Annotated in this window: 25 protein-coding genes and 4 pseudogenes; 9 read left to right on the top strand and 20 right to left on the bottom strand. The window is 48.9% G+C overall.

From position 1 onward, the window contains the following. Positions 1–51: 51 nt before the first annotated feature. On the bottom strand, positions 52–255 hold the full coding sequence (locus ACKTS9_RS11280; RefSeq protein ID WP_407880855.1) for a helix-turn-helix domain-containing protein: 204 nt from the start codon (positions 253–255) through the stop codon (positions 52–54). A 116-nt stretch (positions 256–371) separates the two neighbouring features. Between ACKTS9_RS11280 and ACKTS9_RS11275 the strand changes: the two genes are divergently transcribed. Beyond that, positions 372–809 carry a hypothetical protein gene (locus tag ACKTS9_RS11275; protein ID WP_407880853.1) on the top strand — a complete coding sequence of 146 codons (438 nt, stop codon included), beginning with the start codon at positions 372–374 and terminating at the stop codon, positions 807–809. Here ACKTS9_RS11275 and ACKTS9_RS11270 read toward each other — a convergent pair. The 4 genes from ACKTS9_RS11270 to ACKTS9_RS11255 all read right to left on the bottom strand — a co-directional run bounded on the left by ACKTS9_RS11270 (position 806) and on the right by ACKTS9_RS11255 (position 4,163). Continuing rightward, the gene (locus ACKTS9_RS11270; protein WP_407880851.1) at positions 806–997 is read right to left on the bottom strand and encodes a hypothetical protein; all 192 of its coding nucleotides are present in this window, start codon (positions 995–997) and stop codon (positions 806–808) included. The genes ACKTS9_RS11275 and ACKTS9_RS11270 overlap by 4 nt on opposite strands. Further along, positions 991–1,404 carry a recombinase family protein gene (locus tag ACKTS9_RS11265; protein WP_407880849.1) on the bottom strand — a complete coding sequence of 138 codons (414 nt, stop codon included), beginning with the start codon at positions 1,402–1,404 and terminating at the stop codon, positions 991–993. The genes ACKTS9_RS11270 and ACKTS9_RS11265 overlap by 7 nt, the downstream gene beginning before the upstream one ends. Beyond that, a complete protein-coding gene (locus ACKTS9_RS11260; RefSeq protein WP_407880847.1) occupies positions 1,397–3,364 on the bottom strand; it encodes an ATP-dependent DNA helicase in 1,968 nt (655 codons plus the stop codon). Before ACKTS9_RS11260 ends, ACKTS9_RS11265 begins: the two co-directional genes overlap by 8 nt. A gap of 481 nt (positions 3,365–3,845) precedes the next feature. Then, positions 3,846–4,163, bottom strand: coding sequence for an HTH domain-containing protein (locus ACKTS9_RS11255; RefSeq protein WP_407880845.1), 318 nt, complete (start codon positions 4,161–4,163; stop codon positions 3,846–3,848). A gap of 204 nt (positions 4,164–4,367) precedes the next feature. On the opposite strand from ACKTS9_RS11255, the gene ACKTS9_RS11250 reads away from it, so the two are divergent. After that, entirely contained in the window at positions 4,368–4,733 is a 366-nt protein-coding gene (locus ACKTS9_RS11250) for a helix-turn-helix domain-containing protein (protein WP_204659532.1), read from the top strand. Positions 4,734–4,796: 63 nt separating this feature from the next. Here ACKTS9_RS11250 and ACKTS9_RS11245 read toward each other — a convergent pair whose 3' ends face one another. From ACKTS9_RS11245 to ACKTS9_RS11210, 8 genes are all read right to left on the bottom strand, one after another. Next, complete coding sequence (locus tag ACKTS9_RS11245) at positions 4,797–4,973, bottom strand: cysteine-rich KTR domain-containing protein (RefSeq protein WP_407882112.1); 177 nt, start codon at positions 4,971–4,973, stop codon at positions 4,797–4,799. Positions 4,974–5,081: 108 nt separating this feature from the next. Next, a complete protein-coding gene (locus ACKTS9_RS11240; protein WP_407880843.1) occupies positions 5,082–7,181 on the bottom strand; it encodes a heavy metal translocating P-type ATPase in 2,100 nt (699 codons plus the stop codon). Positions 7,182–7,238: 57 nt separating this feature from the next. Next, a complete protein-coding gene (locus ACKTS9_RS11235; protein ID WP_204659536.1) occupies positions 7,239–7,511 on the bottom strand; it encodes a DUF6110 family protein in 273 nt (90 codons plus the stop codon). 171 nt (positions 7,512–7,682) lie between these two features. After that, positions 7,683–8,603, bottom strand: a complete 921-nt coding sequence (locus ACKTS9_RS11230) for a helix-turn-helix domain-containing protein (RefSeq protein ID WP_204659538.1) — start codon at positions 8,601–8,603, stop codon at positions 7,683–7,685. Between the two features lie 42 nt (positions 8,604–8,645). Continuing rightward, positions 8,646–9,011, bottom strand: a complete 366-nt coding sequence (locus tag ACKTS9_RS11225; protein ID WP_204659540.1) for an iron dependent repressor, metal binding and dimerization domain protein — start codon at positions 9,009–9,011, stop codon at positions 8,646–8,648. Between the two features lie 264 nt (positions 9,012–9,275). Continuing rightward, complete coding sequence (locus ACKTS9_RS11220) at positions 9,276–9,452, bottom strand: FeoB-associated Cys-rich membrane protein (RefSeq protein ID WP_204659542.1); 177 nt, start codon at positions 9,450–9,452, stop codon at positions 9,276–9,278. Then, positions 9,452–11,455 carry a ferrous iron transporter B gene (gene feoB / locus ACKTS9_RS11215; RefSeq protein ID WP_349216726.1) on the bottom strand — a complete coding sequence of 668 codons (2,004 nt, stop codon included), beginning with the start codon at positions 11,453–11,455 and terminating at the stop codon, positions 9,452–9,454. The genes ACKTS9_RS11220 and feoB overlap by 1 nt, the downstream gene beginning before the upstream one ends. 114 nt (positions 11,456–11,569) lie before the next feature. Next, positions 11,570–11,785 (bottom strand): FeoA family protein, encoded by a 216-nt coding sequence (locus tag ACKTS9_RS11210; protein ID WP_345941680.1) that lies wholly within the window; start codon positions 11,783–11,785, stop codon positions 11,570–11,572. A gap of 226 nt (positions 11,786–12,011) precedes the next feature. On the opposite strand from ACKTS9_RS11210, the gene ACKTS9_RS11205 reads away from it, so the two are divergent. Continuing rightward, complete coding sequence (locus ACKTS9_RS11205) at positions 12,012–12,395, top strand: metal-dependent transcriptional regulator (RefSeq protein WP_349216727.1); 384 nt, start codon at positions 12,012–12,014, stop codon at positions 12,393–12,395. A 75-nt stretch (positions 12,396–12,470) separates the two neighbouring features. Here the strand turns inward: ACKTS9_RS11205 and ACKTS9_RS11200 are convergent, their stop codons facing one another. From ACKTS9_RS11200 to ACKTS9_RS11175, 6 genes and pseudogenes are all read right to left on the bottom strand, one after another. After that, on the bottom strand, positions 12,471–12,893 hold the full coding sequence (locus tag ACKTS9_RS11200) for a flavodoxin (RefSeq protein WP_204659358.1): 423 nt from the start codon (positions 12,891–12,893) through the stop codon (positions 12,471–12,473). Positions 12,894–12,936: 43 nt separating this feature from the next. Then, positions 12,937–13,485: a DUF3793 family protein gene (locus ACKTS9_RS11195; RefSeq protein ID WP_204659356.1), complete on the bottom strand. Its 549-nt coding sequence runs from the start codon at positions 13,483–13,485 to the stop codon at positions 12,937–12,939. A gap of 345 nt (positions 13,486–13,830) precedes the next feature. Next, positions 13,831–13,983, bottom strand: coding sequence for a hypothetical protein (locus ACKTS9_RS11190; protein WP_349216728.1), 153 nt, complete (start codon positions 13,981–13,983; stop codon positions 13,831–13,833). A gap of 92 nt (positions 13,984–14,075) precedes the next feature. Then, a pseudogene (locus ACKTS9_RS11185) lies at positions 14,076–14,405 on the bottom strand (ATP-binding cassette domain-containing protein); the annotation flags it as partial. 46 nt (positions 14,406–14,451) lie between these two features. After that, positions 14,452–15,648, bottom strand: a pseudogene (locus tag ACKTS9_RS11180) (IS256 family transposase); the annotation flags it as partial. Positions 15,649–15,755: 107 nt separating this feature from the next. Then, a pseudogene (locus ACKTS9_RS11175) lies at positions 15,756–16,346 on the bottom strand (ATP-binding cassette domain-containing protein); the annotation flags it as partial. A 23-nt stretch (positions 16,347–16,369) separates the two neighbouring features. On the opposite strand from ACKTS9_RS11175, the pseudogene ACKTS9_RS11170 reads away from it, so the two are divergent. The 6 genes and pseudogenes from ACKTS9_RS11170 to ACKTS9_RS11145 all read left to right on the top strand — a co-directional run. Then, positions 16,370–16,798: pseudogene (locus ACKTS9_RS11170) on the top strand (ATP-binding cassette domain-containing protein); the annotation flags it as partial. 250 nt (positions 16,799–17,048) lie between these two features. Next, positions 17,049–17,768 (top strand): L-2-amino-thiazoline-4-carboxylic acid hydrolase, encoded by a 720-nt coding sequence (locus ACKTS9_RS11165; RefSeq protein ID WP_204659350.1) that lies wholly within the window; start codon positions 17,049–17,051, stop codon positions 17,766–17,768. A gap of 43 nt (positions 17,769–17,811) precedes the next feature. After that, entirely contained in the window at positions 17,812–18,036 is a 225-nt protein-coding gene (locus tag ACKTS9_RS11160; protein ID WP_087181183.1) for a peptidase M50, read from the top strand. A gap of 232 nt (positions 18,037–18,268) precedes the next feature. Continuing rightward, the gene (locus tag ACKTS9_RS11155; RefSeq protein ID WP_349216879.1) at positions 18,269–18,784 is read left to right on the top strand and encodes a hypothetical protein; all 516 of its coding nucleotides are present in this window, start codon (positions 18,269–18,271) and stop codon (positions 18,782–18,784) included. Between the two features lie 301 nt (positions 18,785–19,085). Beyond that, on the top strand, positions 19,086–19,898 hold the full coding sequence (locus ACKTS9_RS11150) for a class I SAM-dependent methyltransferase (protein WP_349216878.1): 813 nt from the start codon (positions 19,086–19,088) through the stop codon (positions 19,896–19,898). A 10-nt stretch (positions 19,899–19,908) separates the two neighbouring features. Further along, a complete protein-coding gene (locus ACKTS9_RS11145; RefSeq protein ID WP_349216877.1) occupies positions 19,909–20,772 on the top strand; it encodes an alpha/beta hydrolase in 864 nt (287 codons plus the stop codon). A gap of 688 nt (positions 20,773–21,460) precedes the next feature. Here ACKTS9_RS11145 and ACKTS9_RS11140 read toward each other — a convergent pair. Further along, positions 21,461–22,480 carry a siderophore ABC transporter substrate-binding protein gene (locus ACKTS9_RS11140; protein ID WP_411914097.1) on the bottom strand — a complete coding sequence of 340 codons (1,020 nt, stop codon included), beginning with the start codon at positions 22,478–22,480 and terminating at the stop codon, positions 21,461–21,463. Positions 22,481–22,517 lie beyond the last annotated feature (37 nt).

Genomic DNA, 22,517 nt, shown 5'->3' with positions numbered 1-22,517 from the left:
AAGGCTGCCCGCCTGAACGTCGGGTAGCCTTCTTCTATACATATTTATATGTTATTCCTGGCAGTCTTGCACTTGGGATTCGTGCTTGTCTGTGCGGAGGTACTCAATCAGGTCTCCCGGCTGGCAGTCCATGATCTCGCACAATTTCCCCAGCGTTTCCGTTGTTACCGGCTTATCGTGCCGAATACGCTGTAGTGTCTGAGCGTCGATCCCTTCATTTGCCAAGCGATAAAAGGAGATCTTCTTTTGTTCCATAAGCTGCCGCATTGGTCGAAAGGAAATCGGCATCGCATCACCCCATTGCCAATATTATAGGGGGCTTGCCGCGGCTCTATATAGTGAATATAATCACTATATAGAGGTGATGCTGTATGACCGTAACATTCTGCGGACATCGGACACTTGAACACCCTGTTCAGGTAAAAAGCTGGTTGCGAGAAGTTGTTTGCGATCTTATTGGACAGGGCGCGAACATCTTTCTCTTGGGTGGTTACGGGGCTTTTGACCTTATGGCTGCCCAAATTGTTCATGAGCTGAAAGCCGAGTTCCCCGACATTGAATCCACGCTGGTCCTCGCTTATCTTTCCACTGATGTAGACCTTCGACTCTATGACAATTCTCTGTATCCGCCTTTGGAAGATGTTCCACCACGCTACGCTATCTCCAGACGAAACCGCTGGCTCGTTGAAAACTCCGATATAGTGGTGGCGTATGTACAGCACAGTTGGGGCGGGGCTGCCACCACGCTCTCTTTCGCGGCGCACAAAGGCAAACCGATCATCGTTTATCCAAACAAACTTGACGCTTAATAACTGGATTGCAAATTCTGCGCCCTTTCCATTCGATATCGGTACGCCTGCATAATCACATCCAACAGGTTTTGTGCCGTGCCGGAACTTTGTTCTGCAAAACATATCTTGACGGAATACGGCCCGTACTGTCGCTCCAGCACAACCGCTTTTTCCTTGTCCCCTTTCGCCTTCGGCTGTTTCACCATGGTACATCTCTCCCCTTTTGCGCCGCCCTTTTGCGCAGAGGTAATTCCACCCCTCGGATGCTGAGTTCATAGCGCAGATCCGTACCGGCCGTTACGAGCACAGCGCCATGATCCTGCAAAAAGTTCAGTATCCGGATGAGCGTGCTGTTATCCCTGCTGAGGCGAGAAAGATCCCACACCATAACAATATGTGCATTTCCCCGGCGAACTTCTCCCATCATAAGTTTCAGCCCTACACGGTGGATACTATTGCCGCTGTGCCGATCCTGAGAAGTGCCGACAACAATGTATCCCCTCCGTTCTGCTTCCTCCAGCAGGTCTGTCATTTGCGCAGACAACTCACTCAGACTCTGCCTTCCGCTCCGGCTGTAAAGCCAAACCGTTCGCATTTCTCTGTCTTCAGACACATTTGTTCCCTCCCATATACAAAAAATAATCCGGGCCTTTTCTGGCCCGGATGAATTGTTCTACGTCTTCGATTTGTCTTGTAACAGGTACCGGAGGCAGCGCCTCCATAACCTCTTGATGATACTTTCCTCCCAGCGCAGCTCTGTAATCCAAGATCGAGACCACACAGGTATCTGTCTCCGTGCGTATTGCCCGCCCGAACCCCTGTCGAAGCTTCACCTGCATTTCCGGAACAATGACAGCCTGGATATAATCCTGCAATGTCATATAGTTTGGCCGCTGCGCTTCCCGGATGGGATCCGGCACTGGGAACGGCAGGCGCGGGACGATAAGGGACGAAACTATATCGCCTGGGAAGTCGATTCCCTCCCAGCAGCTTCCCGCTGCAAACAGGACGGCATTTTGCTCTCTTTTGAAGCGACGGATCGTATCCTGGGAATTGCGCCACACTTCCATGAGCGGAACCGGCATCTGATCCTTCACAAGGCTGTATACCGCTCCCATAAGTGAGTAGGATGTAAACAGCACCAGTGTGTGCCCACCGGTCGCATGAACAAGCTGGAGTATTTCTTTGGCGATTCGTTTGCTTTCTGAATTGCTGCCGTGGGGTTCCCCCTTGCTACTCTCAGGGAAATAAAGCAGACAATTCCTTTTATAATCAAAAGGCGATGGTGCAGAATAGGTTCGTACATTCGGCAAAGAATCCAGCCCTGTCTTCTCCATAACCGGATGAAAATCATTCCCCGCTTTCAGTGTTCCCGAGGTCAGGATCACCGGAATACGTTGCTCCCATAATGCGCGCCGGAGCTGCTTTGGGATGTCCTTATTGACGGCGCACAGAAACGGGGTTCCATCCCTGTCATATTTCAGATATCGAATGTACTTGCTGTCCTGCTCCCGAAAAAGCCGCGTTGTCCTTTCCATCTTTTCCAGTCGGTGGACCAGCCAGCGGGGTGCTTTTTCAGGCAGTGTTCTTTTTATCTGGGAAAAAGAGTTCTCGCAATCCATGAGAACCTTGCTCCGGATCGATGTGAGAATAAGCGGAAGGCGGCAGCGTTCGTCTTCCCTCGTTTCCACCTGTCGAAATGCAGCTGCGAAATGCGCGCTCTTCTCCCGGAGAGTGTGCACTGCCTGGCTGCATTTTTCTTTTTCCAGCAAGTTGGTGAGCTCTTCAAAATCCTGAGATGAGAGGGCTTCCCCATACATCTGACAAGCTGCATCCCACAGTTTATGGGCTTCGTCCACCACAAGAATTCCGTACCCTTTGAGCAGAGGATGAAACCCTTGCCGGCGATGCTCCGCATCTGCCAAGAGATAATTGTGATTGCATATTTGAATCATGGCAGGTCCTGATTGTGCCTGGTGCAGATAAACATGATAACGACATGTATCCTTTCTGGCACAGGATTTTGGGCACGCTTTCGGTACGCAGACCTGCCGCCTGTCAAATTCGCTGAGCCCTGTTACGGTGTCCAGATCATAGCGAAGCATAAGCGAACGAAGCGCCGCAAGTTGCTTCGCATTTTTCTTTGTTCCCGCGACAGCCTTTAAGCGTTGGGACAAACGCTCATCGCAAACGAATCGCTCTTTCCCCTTGCGCAGATACGCTGTCAAAGATTCATCAATAACACTGTTGGACAATAGCACCTTTGATAAAAACGGGAGATATTCTCCAAGGATTGCTTCTTGCAAGGCTACGCTGGAAGTGGAAATAACAAGTGGGCGACTAAGTTGGATAGAATACTTCCGTGCCAAGATACAGGCGACAAGATATGCGTATGTTTTACCAATGCCAACGCCTGCGTCACAGAGAGAAATCGTATTATGGAGCAGACTATCCAACATGCTGTGGCAAAGAGCAATCTGCTCCTTGCGCACAGTCAGACCACTTTCCGGCAGAATGACTCGAAAGATTCTTTCCACTTCCGCATGTGCCCGCTCCGCTATATTGATCAGCATGGCTATGCTCCTTTTGACTCAGCCGTTAACGACAAAGTAATGCAGCGCAGCTTGCATGCTGCGCTGCACGGATTCGCCGTCAACGACGGCAATTCTAAATGTAGGCTTGACTGCACCGTATTTGTTTCATCCCCCGGCGCATGGGAACCATGCAGGCGGGCTTCTGGCCCAAAAGCCCCTTCACGGCATTCCAAAGGTCTTGCTGATTACAACCCAAGGTGAACCGTCCCATCTGACGTGTGGGCGAACGTAAAAGCGATGCACCTGCTCACTCCCAAGGTCATAGCGTATGAGGCGACCAATACCTCTTTTCGGACAAAATAGATCGCTCCGGCTTTGTCTTCGCCTCTGTCTGCCCATGGTTGAACAGAGGATCCGGCATTGCCATCCTGGCGCTTTTCCCGATGTCGCTTCCCTGGAAGGAGCTCAGTGCTCCCGCATGGCTATGTATTCGTATTGTCAAGGTACCGACCTGTCTCGGTCAAGGGGAGCTAAAATCATCGAGGACGGATTGGACGATTTCTTTTCGTTCGTCTGTCAGGCTTTCCAATATCTGTTGAAGAACTTCCACCTGTGTACATGAGAGACATTCTCTCCTGTGTCGTTTGGGATTCAAGAGGTATATTCCTCCATTTCTTCCCGGTTCTGTACACAGATCATAGTGCAGAGACAAAACTTCTACATCGTGATAGATCGTTTGCCTTGTAACTTGAAAACGTTCCGCCAGTTCTTTGGCCCTGACTTTTCCTCTCTGGCGAAGGATCTCGACGATGGCTTCTCGGCGCCAGTTTGCGTCCACATCCTCTCACCGCCTCACTTCTTGCTCCAGCTTTATCGTAGCAAAATAATGTCAAAAACCCCTTTACCTTTTCCTCGGAAAATATAAAGCAAAAACAATTCTTTGAGCGCAGGCCCAAAACAGGCAGCATAGCGCCTGTTAATACGCGCTATATATGGATTTTAGTTGCAAAACAGGCATTGTAAAATACATTTGAGGTGAGTTATGATGCCTGTTTACCAGAAATCTCTGGGAGATACCGTGCGCAAAGCACGTCATAAAGCAAAATTGTCACAATCTGAACTTGCGGAAGTTCTGGGAATTGGCCTTCGCACAGTCGGTGATATCAAAAATTATCGTTCAAACCTGACAATGGAAACCCTGTATCCACTCATAAGAACACTTAATATAGATCCCGCCGATATCTTTTATCCGGAACACTCCGATACCACGAACGGTGCTGCAGCCGAACTGAAAGCCAAACTGGCCACCTGCACAGAAGCCGAGGCTATCCTGCTGAATGAAATCTGTGAAGCCGCACTGCGCACATTACGAAGCCCTAAATCTTATTCCGTCTATAAGCAGAAATAAGTAAGCCCGCACTTCTTCCTGAAATCCGGAAGAAGTGCGGGCTCTGCGTTTTACCTCTGGCTCTCAATTTAATTCTTTTATGACACATATTTTGCTGTCAACAATGTTGATGAGCATTTCCCGCTTACATTTGGGACAAAATAAAGGAAAATTCAAAAGAGTCGTATCTTTCCGTACCCTTATTCTGGTTCGACAATGGCATATCGGACATAGAATCCACTCGGATTTTCGGTTGGTAATCGATGCCAAGTCACATCAACTCCTTGCAACAACTAATACTCCATTTTTCTCTATTTTTATTGATTCCAGAACCTACCTTCCGCAGTATCCAAAGTGTATTTTCGTTTATTATTCAGCAATCAGCGTTCTCTGTGCTTGCGGTAATGGTCCCATACTCCTTAGACTCACACCCAATGTAGATAAATTATGCAATGTCGCGGAAGTTGCCGGTGGCAAAATACCCATTACCCCCAGTGCAATAAGCACGCCATTAAATCCAATCACAAAACGATAGTTGGAGTGAATACGCCTCATCAGCTCCATCGCAATACGACGCAGTTCAACCAGTTCCCAAAGGCTATCAGCGGCAATGGTAATATCTGCAATTTCTCGGGCTAAAGCTGCGCCATCACTAATAGCAATTCCTGCATCCGCCTCGGAAAGTGCGGGAGAATCATTGATTCCATCCCCCACCATCAAAACCGTATGTCCTTCCTTACGCAGGCGTGCAACGAACTCCGCCTTATCTGCTGGCAAGACCTCCGCCCGGAACTCATCCACACCTAATTGAGATGCTATGGCAGCTGCTGTACGTTGGCTGTCGCCAGTAAGCATCACTGTTCGTTTAATTCCCATATTTCGCAATGTACGAAGCACTGCGGCGGCCTCTTCTCGCAGAGGATCAGAGATACAGAGCACAGCCGCCAGTTGCCCGCCTATCGCCAGGAACAGATGGGAGTATTCTTCCGGCAGCATAGCGAATCGTTCCTGCTCTCCTTCCGGAATTTTGCATTTCTCATCTTCAAAAACGAAATGTGCACTGCCGATCAATACACGCTTACCGTCCACCGTACTCACAATGCCATGAGCCACCAGATATTCCACTTTTGAATGGAATTCCTCATGGGTCAGCCCCTGTCGTTTTGCCTCTTCCACTACTGCATTCGCCATGGAATGCGGGAAATGCTCTTCCAGACAGGCTGCAAGACGAAGCATGTCGGTTTCTTTGTTCTCTCCAAAGGGAATGACCTTTGCTACCCGGGGACAAGCATGTGTAAGGGTACCTGTTTTATCGAAAACAACGGTATCTGCCGCAGCTACCGCCTCCAGGAATTTTCCCCCCTTGACTGTAACATGCGCCTTTCCGGCCTCCCGCATAGCCGAGAGTACTGCCAAAGGCATCGCCAATTTCAGTGCGCAGGAAAAGTCCACCATCAGAACCGATAAAGCCCGTGCCACGTTGCGCGTCAACGCAAAGCTCAACAAACTGCCTACAAAAGTATACGGAACCAGCTTATCCGCCAAGTGAGCAGCCTTGCTTTCCGCCGCCGACTTCATCTGCTCCGATTGTTCAATCATATGTACGATTTGATCGTAGCGGCTTTGCCCGGATGCCTGTTTTACTTCCAGGACACATTCGCCTTCCTCTACTACGGTACCCGCATAAACGGTACTGTTAGGCCGTTTGATCGCAGGTATAGACTCTCCTGTAAGAGACGCCTGATTGACAGTTGCTTCACCTTCCAATACGATACCATCCATAGGGATGACACTACCGGCACGCACAATGACTGCGTCTCCTGGCTGGACTTGGGAAACCGGAACCAGTACTTCTCCCTGCTCGGTACGAAGCCAAACCCGATCTATATTGAGCGACATACAGCGAGCCAGATCTTCCATTGACTTTTTTCGAGTCCACTCTTCAAGCAGTTCCCCTACTTCAAGCAGGAACGTAACCGCTCCAGCGGTGCCAAAATCGCCTCGGCAGGCAGAGATCGAAATAGATAGAGCATCCAGCAGATCCACTTTTATTCTCCGGCGCAACAGGCAGCGTAACCCCCGCCTGACAAAGGGAACCATATGCCAAAGAATACGGGCAATTCTTAAAGGGGGCGGCAAAAACAGCGTGCAGGCTGCCTTCAGCATAATTTTACCCACCAATTTTTCTTCAAATTCCCGGTTCAAGGCACGGCTGCTATGCGCCGGCAAATTCACATTTTTCTCTGCTTCTTTCCAGGAAAAGCGGCGAAAATCATCCAATACTGCTCGTCTGTCTCCGCTATAATACGCAATTACAGTACATGTGCGTTCATGGACAGTAATCTGTTGTGCCCAGTTTCTACTCTGCAACCATGCTTCCAATTGGTCCGCCTGTTCCAAAGTCATTCGTCTTTGCTTTAGTCTAATTCGGATGCGGCCATGACTCTCGTGCAGAATCGTTGCGTTCATGAATTATCCTCCTTCACGGAAAAAGGGAGCCGCGTAGGGCGGCTCCCTCTGCTGATGTCAGGCTTCCACGTCTTCCACCTTGGCTGCCTCACTCTCCTCAGCTTCCTTAGCGGCCCGCTCTTCATTGAGTTCTTTGGCAGAGGCGAGAACGTCAGCTGCATTCTCCTGCACATTTGTAACCGTTTCCATCACGGAATCTTTCATGCGCAAACCGGCTGCAGTTGCATGCACATATACCTTTTTAGCGTCTTTGCTGGACAGAAGTTTGATACCAAAAGACCCGAACAACGTGCCTCCTACAAAACAAGCCAGTTTAGAATAAACACTCATTTTAATACTCCCTTTCTGTTATTTCCGCTTATAGCCCGTGACCATGACCATGATCATGCAGATTACCGCACCCCAGGCCCAAAAACGATGTTGTTTCACCGCGATCACTCCTTTTGCATCAAGATATTGTTGAGCGTCCAATCATTATACCCAACTCTTCTTTGGCTGTCATTATCGAAACGGACACCGCATTATTGTTTTTGACATTTTTTTGAAACGTCCTGGTGTAACACCGTACTGTCTTTTAAAAACCGCGCTGAATTGACTCACACCCTCGTATCCGACTTCTTGCGCAATTTGGTAAATGGGATAATCCGTGCTACGAATCAAATCTTCAGCTCGCCGCATACGCAGTTCAATTAGCCGGCGATGTATGGATGTTCCATACATTCGACGGAATTCTGCTTTCAGGTAGGTGGGTGAGACCGAAAGTGTTCTGCTCAATTGAGTTATCGTAATTTTTTCAGACAAATGCTCTTCCATATACTTTTGGGCATCCAATACACTTTGGCACATCCGCCCCCCTTCTTTAATCAGAGAGTTATATTCCACCCCATAGTCTCTTGTATTCAAAACGTATAATAGTTCCAGCGATTTCAAAAGGCAATATTTCCTGCCCTCATCGGCTGGAAGAAAGGCCAACTGCTCAAACAAAGATTGCGTCCAACCGTTGCTCACCAGCACCATTCCCCCTGGCCATTCATCCATCTTGGATTTAAATAGTTTCAAATCCAGTCCCAAAATGTCACAGAACAAAAATGGATTATCTTCAATCTGGTGAGTATCGATTGATACCAAAACCCCTCGCATATTTTCGCCGATACTGAAAGAGGTCTGTTCTGCTGTACCGCCCAGGATCAAGACGCTTCCTTTTGTCACTCGACATTGATCGGTATCCCCTCGCTGTGCAATGATTTCACCTTCAACGCAAAAAAACATTTCAATCAGTTGCGACGTCTGCTCCGTAGGGAATGGATTCACAGCCTCATTGACCGGCCCTATCCATTCAAACTGGCAGATGCAAATTCCGGGTATATCATTGTGCCATGTTGCTTTTGTCAGGATTTCATTCTTTAACCACTCTATCAGCACATCCAGCCCTCATTCCCAAACAAGTGTAAAGTTCCCCGCTACTTACTTTGGATTGCTAAGCAGTGATTGCAGAGCCTGAAAACTTTCTTCTCCCAGTGCATGTTCCATTTTGCAAGCATCTATTGAAGCAATTCTCTCATCAACCCCAAGCGTTATCAGTAATTCATATAACACCCGATGCCTGGCTTCCACTTCCCGTGCCAGTTTTAATCCCTGCTCAGTCAAGTGAATATTTTTAATATCATCTTGATATACAAGGCCCTCTTCCGAAAGAGCCTTGATCGACACCGATACCGTGGGGCGGGACACAGATAGCCGCTCAGCTAATCGACAACAGCGAACCTCTCCCTTTTGTGACAGTTGGTAAATCATTTTCACATAGTCTTCTGTGATGCGTTTGGTTTTCACAAAGACATCCCATCCTTCAGCCCTTTAATAAAAGCAGCAAGATTCGTCTCAAGCCCGAAAGGTTAGCAAACGCTAACAGCGAAGCAAAAAGCAAGCGGTTAGCGTAATCTAACCATTTATATAGTATCAGTCGCACCGATTACTGTCAATATGCAATTATGTATTTTTTGCCCAGTTATGCCCGCTCAGAAGCACTAGGCATTGTACAATTTCCAAAAAACTGCGGCTCTCCTATTGGGAGAACCGCGGTTATATTTGCTTGTACTATTTATGCTTGTGTTCGCTGCAACTACAGTGGGCGTCACCTTTTTTGGCATTGCATCCAGAGCAACCATCGGGACACCCGATGCATTTCTTGCCACTTTTTTTTGCTTTATATACATAGAAAGCAGCAGCAGCCACAATCGCCAAAATAATGGCAATCACAATGTAGTCAATCATTACGCATTCGCCCCGCTCAGCGCGTACTCGCGCTTCAGATCTTTATCCGCTTTCAGGCACAGGTAAACCAGCACAGCAACAAAAGCACCCACTGCAATCAGACCGGGAACAAAACCCGCGCCAACCGAGCCGGTGGTAACCAGGGTTCCGATCTGATAGACCAGATAGCCGACTGTATAACCAGTGCCCATCTGGAGACCAATTCCAGCCCACAGCCACTTGGCACTCTTCATCTCGCTGTTCATAGCACCGATGGCAGCAAAGCACGGAGGAGTATAGAGGTTAAACATCAGATAGGCCAGAGCAGCCACCTTGGTAATGGCGATGACACCTGCCACCTCAGCGCCGGCGCCTTCCATCATTTCCAGCGCATCGGTGTCAATGAGGTTCTCAAGACCCACAAAGCAGACAGCCAGAGTACCCACCACGTTTTCCTTGGCGATGAAGCCGGTGACAGCGGCGGCGGCCAGCTGCCAGCTGAGGACGCCAACAATGGGAATCAGCAGATAGGCAAAGGGATGGGCAATGGAGGCCAAAATGGAGCTATCGGCAGTTTCGGCCACAGCAAAACTCCAGTTGAAGGTCTGCATGATCTGCACAGCGGTGTTGCACAGCAGAATGATGGTGGCGGCCTTTACGATATAGGCCCAGCCCCGGGCACACATAGCTTTCAGGGCAAAGAGCAGAGAGGGAACTTTATACTCGGGCAGTTCGATGATGAAGAAAGACTTGCGGTTCTTGTAACCGGCAATTTTGTTGACCAGCAGAGCGCCCAGGAAAATCAGAACGATACCGGTGAAGTACATGGTAAAACTCACCCAGCCCGCATCATCAAAGAATGCGCCGGCAAAAAGGGCGATCACGGGGATCTTTGCGCCGCAGGGCATGAAAGGAGTCAGCATAGCGGTAGCACGACGCTCACGCTCGTTGCGGATGGTACGGCTAGCCATAACGCCGGGGATCGCACAACCAGTGCCGATAACAAAGGGAATGACCGATTTGCCGGAAAGACCTACCTTTTTGAAGATGGGATCCAGAACCACCGAAACGCGGGACATATAGCCGCAGTCCTCCAGCAGCGCGATCAGGAAATACATGATCATAACCAGAGGCAGGAAGCCCACGACAGCGCCCACACCGCCAATGATGCCGTCGGCCAATAGAGCGGTCAGCAGCGGGTTGGCATCGGCCAAGCTGTCCGCCACAAAGCCCTGGAAGGTCTCGATCCAGGCCACCAGGGTGTCTGCAATAAACGGCCCCACCCAGACCTGAGAAATCTGAAACACCAGGAACATGACCGCAGCAAAGATGGGAATACCGGCAAACTTATTGGTGAGGACAGCGTCGATGGCATCCCCGGTTCCCTTCTCGCGGGTAAGTACCTTCCGCTTTTCCACTTGCGAGACCAGCTGGTTGACAAAGGTGAAGCGCTTGCGGTCTGCTTCTTCCACGACCTTCTTATCGGTCAGGTCGATATTACCCTGGCTGTATGGAGCTTTCTGGCCCTTGCCGTTGAGAGCCGCTGCAGCCTCTACCACCGCCTTCAATCCCTCGGCGGCTGTGGACACGGTTTCCAGCACTGGACATCCCAGCTTTGCAGAGAGGGCTGCCGTATCAATCTTAGTCTGCTTCTTGACGTTGATATCGCTCTTGTTCAGCGCGACTACAACCGGAATGCCCAGCTCCAGCAGCTGAGTCGTGAAAAACAGGCTGCGGCTCAAGTTCGTGGCATCCACAATATTGATAATAACATCCGGATGCTCGTTCCGCACATAAGAACTGGTAATACTCTCTTCAGAAGTAAAGGGCGACATGGAGTAGGCACCGGGCAGATCCACCGCAATCAGTTCTTCGGTACCGCTGAAATACGCTTTCTTGATGGGATGTTCCTTCTTTTCTACCGTAACACCAGCCCAGTTGCCCACCTTTTCATTTCGCCCAGTCAGAGCGTTGTACATGGTGGTCTTGCCGGAGTTCGGGTTGCCGGTCAAGGCAATACGCATGGTAAGTTCCTCCTCTATTCTGTTTTCGCTGTTTTATTACAACACACCGCGGTTGCCTTACGCTAACCGATGTGTGCAGTAAACCTTTATCTTTTTATGCAAGGCGAGGCAAAATCAAATTAGAATTGCCTCAGCCAGCTGATTATCGATATTGTAGCGACCGTCTTTAATGGAAACGACGCAACCACCTTTCAAGTGAGAAACCACGGTGATCGGCTCTCCTGCATAGCACCCAAGAGAAAACAAAAAGGCATTCAATTCCTCGTCATCCGTATCAATTTTCTGGACAAGATATTCTTTTCCTTCCAAGGCATCTTTCAAAGTCATCATGTTCACCCGTCATAAATATATCAGTTAGCATAAAACAACCGTCAGGCCGTAAAAAACGGTTAGCAAGCTCTAACCGTAGCGTCAAAATAATACACCATCTCTCGTTTGTTGTCAAGCCCAAATAGAGAAACAAATATCGATCATCAAAAATCGTTAATCAATTTGAAACTATACCACTAACTGTGATATAATAAGAAAATTAAATTAGTATAGTGTGGAGGTAGCCATGTCGATTCATGAATCTGGCCAGATGTATCTGGAAACGATTTATATCCTTTCCCAGACAAAAAGCTATGTGCGTGCCATTGATGTCGGGGAGCATTTGGGATATTCTAAACCCAGTGTCAGCCGGGCTATGTCCATCCTGAAAAAAAACGGCTACGTTCTGGTAGATTCTGACGGTGCGATCACATTGACGGAAAGCGGTATGGAGATTGCTCAAACCATGTACACGCGTCATACCGTTCTTTCCGAGATGCTGATGCGCTTGGGCGTGGATGAAAAAACAGCAACGGAAGATGCGTGTAGAATCGAACATGTAATCAGCGCGGCATCCTTTTCTGCAATTCAGCAACACGTGAAGCAATCTTTGGGAAAAATTGATGATTGAAACAGATCATGGTAGATTTATGAATTTAATAAAACTTACCGGCACCATTCGATAGAATGAAGCAGTAAAAGAAACTCAGATAAGGGATGCCCCCAGTTCGCGGCACGCTGACAGCGCATCATCATCCGGAGTTTCATTGCAAATCACGCTGTCGCACACCAGATTGGCTCCATCTTCGTTGCATCGAGACTCCCAGTTGCGCATCCATTCGCCGTCGCCCCAACCGTAGGAACCAAACAGAGCGATATTCTTTCCGCGAATCTCCCCTTCACAATCAGAGAACATCGGCTCGAATTCGCTTTCCTCAAGCTGTTCTGCCCCCATAGAGGGGCACCCGAACGCAACAGCATCAAAGGCGCTTATCTGAGCTGCCGAAAATTCACCTGCGGTTAAAACCGAAACTTCCGCGCCCTTATTTTTGGCGCCCTCCGCAACAGCCATCGCCATTGCTTCGGTATTACCCGTACCGCTCCAATAAACAACCGCAACTTTACTCATAAAAAACAACAACCTTTCTCTGTGATTTATTATGGTAGAATCATCAACCAGCTACAGTAAGCTGCTCAATGGATTTCCCTTGCTGCCACTGTCGGAAGTATGCTTTACTGCACTTGTCGTATTTTTCGAAAATGTTCTTAGCTGCTTGCTCGTCACCATAGACCTTCCAGCATCCCACACACTTGTGATTACAAGCTCTATTCTGGATGAACCCTAACACATCTTCCGGCGGATAGCTTAAAAACAAGCCAATTTCATGGGGAAATTCTTCAGCGCAAAGGCGACGCATCAAATGAACCACACAACAGTTCGGATTTTCCGGTGTGTATCCGTACTTCAGTAACAGCGCTCTGGCACGTTGATTAGCTAAGTCGCACTCTAGCGCATGGGGACGATAAACATAAATCAAAGCGCGTCCCCCGCAGACTCTGAGCGGCAAAACTCGGATTCCTTTCGGAACCAGCTTTTTATTTAAACGGCACAATTCTTTTGTCAGATCCGCTCGGAAGGTACAGGGACACGAGAATAGATTTCCAGTTTTGATTCCTGCCAACGTAGGAGAACAATGTCGAACCAATAAATCCTCTGACACAGGAAGTCACCTTCTATCATTCACAACGACATTTAACAATTAGTAGCGTTCGTATGGTTAGCAATCGCTAACCATACGGCAAAAAAATAAATTTCATCATTTTAGTTAGTCGCGGCTAACCCATTGATGTGATTATATATCGCAAGGATAAATTTGTCAAGTAAACCTGTTTGGAAAACACGATCTAATTTTCACACCGCATTGCCCTCCTGATGCCAAACTTCGTATGTCTAAAATGCAGCGAGCATTTGAATATTTTGTTGTATTTACTTCGGGAAAACCGTAAGCAATATAGATGCCGTCACGTGTTTTGCGTGACGGCACAAGCGCGATGGATCAGATGTTTCACTTGTTCAAACTATGGATAATACAGGCTATGCCTGAAATCACTGCAAATAGAATCATCCCGCCAATAGCATTGTTCATCGCTGCCCCAAAAAACATTCCTGCAATGCTGGCCACCACCATAATTATGATGGAAGCAACGGTTCTCATCATGCAAAAGCCCTCCTCTTTTGAATTCAGAATACGTTACGAAAAAGTATAGAGCGAACAATGGAAAAAGTAAAGAACGGCGTTTAGGCAAGCCGTTAAATCATACACCAACCCTCTGCCTGCTCACGGATTGTAATAAAACGGCGATAAAGACCGTCCTGCTGGATAAGCTGCCGGTGCGTCCCTTTCTGAACTACCTGCCCCTTATCTATCACTAAAATCTGATCGGCGTGTTCAATTGTAGCCAGGCGGTGGGCGATGACGATAACCGTTTTTCCAATGGTCAACTCGCTGATGGCCTGCTGAATCAGGTGTTCGTTTTCGGGGTCAATGCTTGCGGTTGCCTCGTCAAGAATGACAATATTGGCATTTTTCAAGATGGCGCGGGCGATGGAAATACGCTGCTTTTCGCCGCCGGGTAGTGTCAAGTATTTTTCGCAAAATGGTTTGCAGGCCCTGGCATGAGAGAAGTCAGCCAGCAATGGAGGCATCCTCAACGGCAGCCTCCAGGTGCTTCATGTTCATGTATTTCTTGTTACCCCACTGGGTACCGGCTACATGGCGCAGCCGGGCACAGACCAGCATGAGGGCGGAGTTGCCGTCCGGGAAACTCCCCACCACGCGAGTGCGGCGGCGGATCTCCCGGTTCAGCCGTTCAATGACGTTATTGGTACGGATGCGAGTCCAGTGTTCGCTGGGAAAATCGCAGTAAGTCAGCGTTTCCTCAATGCCATCCTCCACCTTCTTGGCTGCTTCTTTCAGCTTCATGGAACGTAGTTCTTCTACCACGGCTTTGGCTTTCTCACGGGCAGCCCTCTTGCTTTCCTGGGCGTGGATTGCCTTGAGCATCTTTGCCACCAGCTTCACCTTGGAGCGAGGCGTGACAGAGAACACATTGCGGTAAAAGTGGACGGTGCAGCGCTGGTACTTGGCTTCGGGGAATACTTCTCCCACAGCCTCCAGCATACCAAGACACTTGTCGCCAACAATGAGTTTCACTCCGTCCAGGCCACGGCTGCGGAGCCACTGGAAGAAGCTGACCCAGCTGGCCTTGTCCTCTTTCATGCCCTCGGCGGCACCAAGAACCTCACGGTATCCGTCCTCCTTTACCGCAATCGCCACCAGAATGGCCACATTTTCAAACTCTCCGCCCCAATTTCGGCGCAGGTAGATCCCATCCACATAGACATACGGATAGCGCCCACCTTGCAGAGGGCGGTTCCGCCAGTCCTCAATGTGGACATACGCTTTCTTATTCAGCTCGCTGATGGTGGCCGGAGACACCTTGCTTCCCCACAGAGCCTCGGTAATATCCTCTACGCGCCGGACGGACACGCCTGCCAGGTACATCTCAATGAGGGCTTCCTCCACGCTGCTCTCCCGGCGGCGATACCGCTCAATGATGGCGGTCTCGAAGGAGATCCCTTTGAGCTTGGGTACCTTGAGGGTAACATCCCCGGAAGTGGTGGTAAGATTGCGGCTGTAGTGGCCGCTGCGGTATCCCTGGCGCTGCTCATTACGCTCGTACCGGGCCGCCTGGGTCAGCTTTTGAGCCTCAGTCTCCAGCAGCTCGTTGAGAGTTTCCTCTACGCTCCCACGCACAAGTTCCTTGAGTTCGTTCTTGATTACGGCCTCGTTTAGTTGTACAATCTTCTCGGACATGGTTTGCTCTCTCCTTTCAGAATGGTGTGTCGCAACTTCATTCTACCAGAGTTCTGCAAACCATGTCTTCTTTTATCCTCTTTTCAATTTGCGAAACTTATTGTACCTTATCCGCCGCCGGACATCGTAGATCCGCCCTCGCCGATCACCGTTTCATATCCATCGGGAAGCGCCGTAATGAAGTCGTGGCACTGCGCCTTTTTCGCTGCCTCTATAATTTCTTTCTGGGTTGCATTTGGATTGCCGAAACGGATGTTGTTCTCAACGGTATCGTGGAACAGATAGACCTTTTGAAAGACCATCGAGATATTGCGGAGCAAGCTGTCACAGGTCATATTCCGCACATTCTCACCGCCTACTGTGACCTCCCCGCTGTCCACATCATAGAAACGGGCAATCAGGTTACAAATCGTGGTCTTGCCGCTGCCAGATGGCCCTATAATGGCCGTAGTGCTGCTTTGTGGGATGGAAAAGCTGATATTCCGTAAAACAGGAACTGTATCGTAGGAGAATGTCACATCACGGAAAGCAATGTCTGCGTTTTGCAAAGAGATAGCTTTCCCATCTTTGTCTATCATGTCGGCGTGTTCAATGCCGTCCAATTTATCCAGTGTAGCATCAATAACCTCCAATACATGGGCGGCATTGTTCATGGCCTCCACACTTCCAAAGATCATAAAGGAAAACATATCCAGCATGAGCATAGCTCTGTTTCTACAAATGGACCAGCGGAAGCGGCAAAAGTACCCTCTCCCGACTCATCGCGCGTTTCTGGGATGTAAACCAGGGAACGGTCAAAATTGGCAGAATTGATCTACGCGAACTTAATCCGGAGCACCCGGTAGAATATATGTCCTTTGTGTTCCAAGATGTAGTGCTTTTTAACGACACCGTCTATAATAACATCAAAATCGGTAATCTAAACGCCACAGAAGAGCAGGTTATGGCAGTCGCCAAAGCCGCCTACTGCGATGAATTCATTGAAAAATTGCCGGACGGATATCACACAGTTTTGGGAGAAAACGGGAGCACTCTTTCCGGTGGTGAACGGCAGCGCCTGTCCATCGCAAGAGCTCTGCTGAAAAATGCCCCCATTGTTCTTCTGGATGAAGCAACCGTCAGCCTGGATCCGGAGAGTGAATCCTCCATCCAGCAGGACAGCCTTGGGTGGAGCGTATAAGATTAAGAGACGGCCTGAAAAACTCAGGCCGTCTTTCCGTTTCCCTGCATTGCAGTCTGGTGATGTTAATGATCAATCCGCTTCTCACATGGGCCACAGTGGACATAAAAAAATCAACAAGGTGATTGATTGCAACGCAAGAATGCAGTATAGTAAAAGTAGTTAGCAATAGGCAACCATCGTTTGAAAACATCGTGGTAGGATACAGGGATACGGAGGCAACTATATGCACACGTATTATCAAAAAAGCAAGAATAAGCTCCAGCGGGAAATGAACAATTATCTGAAACTTGTCAAGCCTGAACTGAAGGAGATTTTCCGAAAGCCCTATCCCCAGATTTTCGCTGAAGTTTGGGAGTACTATGAGCAGGAGATGCTGGAACATTTTCCTTTTATCGGTGGCGACAGAAGCAGCGGAACGAAAAATCTAACTGGCTGTATGTTCTTTATTGCCATTGGTGTTGTGGGAAAACGATACGGTCTTTCCATCCAAGACTGGGGACGTCTGTCCACCACCCTCTATGAGCGGTACTTTGACAGAGTTCCCCGACCGTTGCGCCGACTGATTGGTGGAGTGTTCAACCATTGCCCTGATCTTGTCAACAAGGCATTGCATCGCAAAGACAGAAAGAATGCGGAAAACGCTGCGAGAAACCCGGGAAGCTTTGTAACGCAGACCATGACCCCCACAGAAGAGTACCCCGTCATCTATCACAACCAGGTTTGCCCCATCTATGAGTTTTGCAAAGCGAGAGGCTACATGGAGTATCTTCCTTACATGTGCAATCTGGACTATGTAATGTTCCATGCCTTTGGTGTTGCTCTGTACCGGGAAAAAACCTGTGCAACCGGGGATGACGTGTGCGACTTCAAGATGAAACGCGGCGCAGCAATTCCTGCTGTGTGGCCTCCGCATATTTTAGATGAATCTGATCCACTGAAATGATTCTTTCCTCGCGTTAGGAGTACCATAAAAGGAGAAAACCATTATGAAAAGAGTGATTAAAGGCGGATTTTTGACACTGAGTGGTACGATTGGAATTACTGGAACGATGATGGTTGCGATGCAAAGCCCAGCAAACGCATGGGTAACACCACCGGGAAGAATGATCATAAGTATTTTTGAAAACGGGTTATCCCTTCCTGCAATTTTGTTTCTTGTACTGTTCGTTTGCGGATTGTTTTTTATCCTGACAGACAATATAACAGATTAACTGGTCTTCGCATATCGGAAACTGAGTTGTGCGGTAAAACAGTAGAACCAATGGACATAAACATGTCGCTTCTTCTTGTGAGGGTTATGATTCCAGTTCTCCCCTGCTCTTCTGAGCTTGCTATCGGATTAATAAGCTACACTTGGGCGGCGAGATAAGACATGGTGCTTAACGCACAAATGGTTAGCAACAACTAGTTAAACAACTCCCTTGTAGATGAAAGGGGATGCATATGAACTGGATGCGCACTTTTTTAGATGGGCTCGCCATGGCAGCTTACTTTAACCTGTTCGCCGGGTTGGCAGCGCTGTATTGTCCCAGGCTGATGTTCCCTTGTTATCCGCCCGCCATCATCAAGGCGGCGAAAGAGCCGCCTACCGCGACAGAAAAACGTTCTTACTGGCTTTGGATCTGTTTCGGAGAACTTCTGCCCCTTCTTCTTTATGGTGCGATCAGTGCTTTGGATGGCGGGACAACACGATTCTGGTGTCTGACCCTGACTGGGTATATCCAGTGGATAATGGTCAATTTCTGTGATCTGTTCTTCCTGGATTTCTGGCTGATTCAAAAGAAGGCAAAAAACCGGTTCGTCATCCCCGGCACCGAGGGACATCCTGATTATACGTTCAAAAACTGGATGAAGAACTACGCTCTGCCGGAGCACCTTCTCCAATGGCCGTTTTTGATGTGTCCCATCCTGGCAGTAGCTCAAGCGGGACTAGGGCTGCTTATCAATATGTTTTGGTGATCTTATGAGGTGCAGAAGATTGTAGCCACCCGCCCGGCGCTATATCTGATCCAGGAAATCACATTTTATCTTTTCTGCGAGGAGATTCTTTATGACGCTTGCAACACTCACCGCCTCTTCTCCACAGTAACTTTTACAGGCAAGAGCGGTGCCACCTTCTCTCCGGCTTACAAAGCGTGATCTGGTTGATCTGTCGCCCAGCTCACGGCGATGACAGACCTAGCCGGCGGGCACTTGGCGCGGACGGATGATTATTCAAATTGATTACAGAATTCATCAAGACTTAAACAGGAGGATAACCATGTCCAAGCTAGGTGTTGTAGAAGACACGCTGTTTGTCCCCATGCTGGGCAGAATCTATGCCAGTGAGCACTGTCCAAATGTTTTGTACGATCAAAAGGCGCTGGAACTGAAAAATAAGCTTCCGACCGACCTGCTTGGAAAGGGCGGCCAGAGCCAGTATACCCTGCTGGCCTCCGCCGTCCGATCCTCCAATATGGATCGAACTGTTCAGGCCTTTCTGGAGCGCAGTTCGGATGGCGTGATCGTCCAACTCGGCTGCGGCCTGGAGACAGCTTATTATCGCAGTGACAACGGGCATACACACTGGTATGCTGTGGATCTGCCTCATGTGATGGAGTATCGACGGAAGCTGCTGCCGGAGCCGGAGAGGGAAACCTACCTCGCCGGGGACGCCTTTGCAGAGGACTGGATCAGACAAGTTCGCGCCGATGTGCCAAATGCGCCGATTCTGGTCACCGCCGGGGGGCTGTTCCATTATTTTGAGGAGGCCAAGGTTGTAGGCCTGTTGCAAACACTGCAGCAATATGGAGAGATAACGCTTGTTTTTGATACTGTAAACAAAAGTGGCATGGCTATGATGCGAAAAAAATACATGAAGCAATTGGGCCATGCCGATGCGCAGATGTTTTTCTATGTAGATTCGGCAACGGATCTGACTAAAAAAATCGGCGGTAAAGTCAAGGTTCTTGCGGAAGAACCATACTATTACCACATCCCCAGGAATGGTCTGAAATTGTCTACAAAAATCAGCATGACAGTTTCTGATGCTTTGCGCATGGTGAAAATGATACAGCTGAATTTGTTAAAGTGAGGAAGCGACAATGAATATCGCAGAATTTCGTCAAAAATATCCAGAAGACACACTGGTATTACCCAGCGGAAAACCCTTTCCCTACCGCTACTATAAAAATCCTCAAGCAAAAGCGACCGTTGTTCTCCTGACTGGCGGAATCGGTTTGTCCGATCTGCTCTATCTGCATTTTGACCGACTGGCCAAAGATTTCTCTGTCCTTACTTTTGATTACCCCATCTGCTTTGCCGACAACAAGGAGCTTGCACAGGCCGTGGCTGCGCTTTTGCAGCACCTTGGCGAGAAAGCCTGGTTTGTAGGGCAATCTCTTGGAGGTGTTGTGGCGCAGATCATCGCCTCCCTTTATCCGGAAGTAGTGGACGGTTTGATACTTTCCAACACCTGCTCGCTTTCTAAGGATATGAGTCCCGCTGCATATGCACATTTAATGAATATGCTCAAAAGCCAAGAGAAGTTTAAAAAGCTTCTCTCCGTCCTTCCATTTTCTGCGGTAAAACACTCTATAAAACGAGTCGTTTTGAATCAAAAAAAAGATGGATTGACATCACAAGAAAGAACGACCTTGGAAGAATTCTGTGCTATTATGATGGATTTGTTGACAAAGGAATATGAGCGTCATATGGTTGATCTTTTAATCGATACGCAAAACTATTTGGGGATGACAAAAGAGACCTTTATCACGTGGAACGACAGGGTTTTGCTGATGTTATCTGCGGATGATGCCACGTTCACACAAGACTGCAAGGATGCCCTTATATCCGTGATGCCAAACCCTACCGTATGCACCAATCTTACCGGAGGACACCTTTCCCTGCTGTTTCGATTGGAAGAATATGTAGAATATATCACTGTGTATATTTCTGAGCGTACATAGAAAAATCGTTACGATGAGAAAGCCCCCTTCTCTACTATAGCGAGGAGGGATTACCGTTCGAGTGGCTGTTTCTTTTTAGTGTTCTAAGGCAGAAGCCCAAATAATGATCGGTGGAAAAATATTTTTGTGTTTTCGCTTTTTTAATCGTCGCCGCTTTGCCTTATTTCCGGTTTCGTCTTCTATCTTGATAGGGCAAGTCCAATAGGTACACAATGTGGACCTATTAGGCTTAACACCGTACGTGGGAGAAATAAGGGCTTGTGAGACATCACAGGCCCTTATTTTTATTGGACAGAGAGGCCATCGCCTCTTGTAGAGCGACAAGTTTTCTGCCGGTGAGCTGCGGCGTATAGGGATATTGGGTCAAAACGTAACTGTGGGTAGTTCAAGTGTTCCCGCCTAAAACCAGGACCGTGGATGACACATTGCCCCCCTGAGCGATTTTATATACCTTCTTAGATTAAATACAGAATCAAATTGAATCCTCACTCTGCCCATATGCCCCAACACAAACAAAGCCCACAACGGAATCTTCCGTCGTGGGCTCTGTTCACGCAGCTTTTCTGGGATCCACGGGTTATCTTATCACTCTACACAACCACATGAACCGACAAGGACAGTATTGGTTCTCTCTTTCGCTGTTCACCTACTCTCCGATTCGGTGTTGTGCGTAGTTAAGCCAGACAATTTAAGCCAGCAGCTCGCTCTCCAAATCCTGCAGCATGATGTCCAGTGCGGAGATACCACCCTCGGCGGTGTACCACACGGCGGGGTGAGCCAGATAGACGATGTTGCCGTTCTTGTAGGCATCAGTTCCCATCACCAACTCGTTTTCCATGATCTCCTGGGCCAGCTTTGCCCCGTCGGTGCCGATGGCGGCATCACGATCCAGAACGAAGATATAGTCGGGTGCCTTCTCCACAATGAACTCAAAAGATGCTTCGTTGCCATGGGTGGAGGTGTCGATGTTGGCGTCCACGCCAATATTTTCGAAACCAATTTCGCGTCCAATCATGGAGCAGCGGCCGTCATTGCCCAGCACATTGTAGCTACCGCTGGTGACCAGTCCCACGATGGCGGTCTTGCCGGCGGCAAATTCGGACAGGGCGGTGATCCGGGCGTCAAAATTGGCCATCAGCTCATCCACCTTGTCCTCCAGACCAAACATGGAGGCAATGGTGGTAGCGTTCTGCCGCACGCTTTCCACTACGCCAAGCTCGGTATCCGTGGCCAGGTAGACCACAGGAGCGATCTCGCTGAGGGCGTCGTAGCTGGAAGCCAGGCGGCCGCCGATGAAGATGACATCCGGCTCACAGGCCATGACGGCCTCCAGATCGGCCTCCTTGATGGTGCCCAGGTTGGCAATATCGTCATTGATGTAATCCTGGAGGTACTCAAGGCTGGTATCGGCGGTGCCCACTACCCGGTCACCCACACCCAGGGCGTCCAGAATGTCCAGGGAAGCCATGTCCAGAATGGCGATGCGCTGAGGATCGTAAGGCACCTCCAGCTCCGCCGCCTCCTTGTTGGCATTGAGGCTGGTAATGGTCACAGACTCAGGGGTTTCGTTGTTCTGGGTTTCCTCACTGGACTGGCTGCTGCCGGGCGAGGAGGTATTCTCGGAAGAATCGCCGCCATTTTGAGCGGAGCAGGCCATGAGGCTCAGGGCCATCACACCGGCCAGGGCAAGAGAAAGCATCTTTTTCATGTTCATTTTTGGATACTCCTTTTCTAAAAAGTACTGA

The organism is Owariibacterium komagatae (assembly GCF_045865535.1).
In the GTDB taxonomy this organism is placed as follows: Bacteria; Bacillota; Clostridia; order Oscillospirales; family Ruminococcaceae; genus Ruthenibacterium; species Ruthenibacterium komagatae.
Note: the sequence above shows the minus strand (reverse complement) of the source record. Positions and strands in the feature narration are given on the sequence as shown.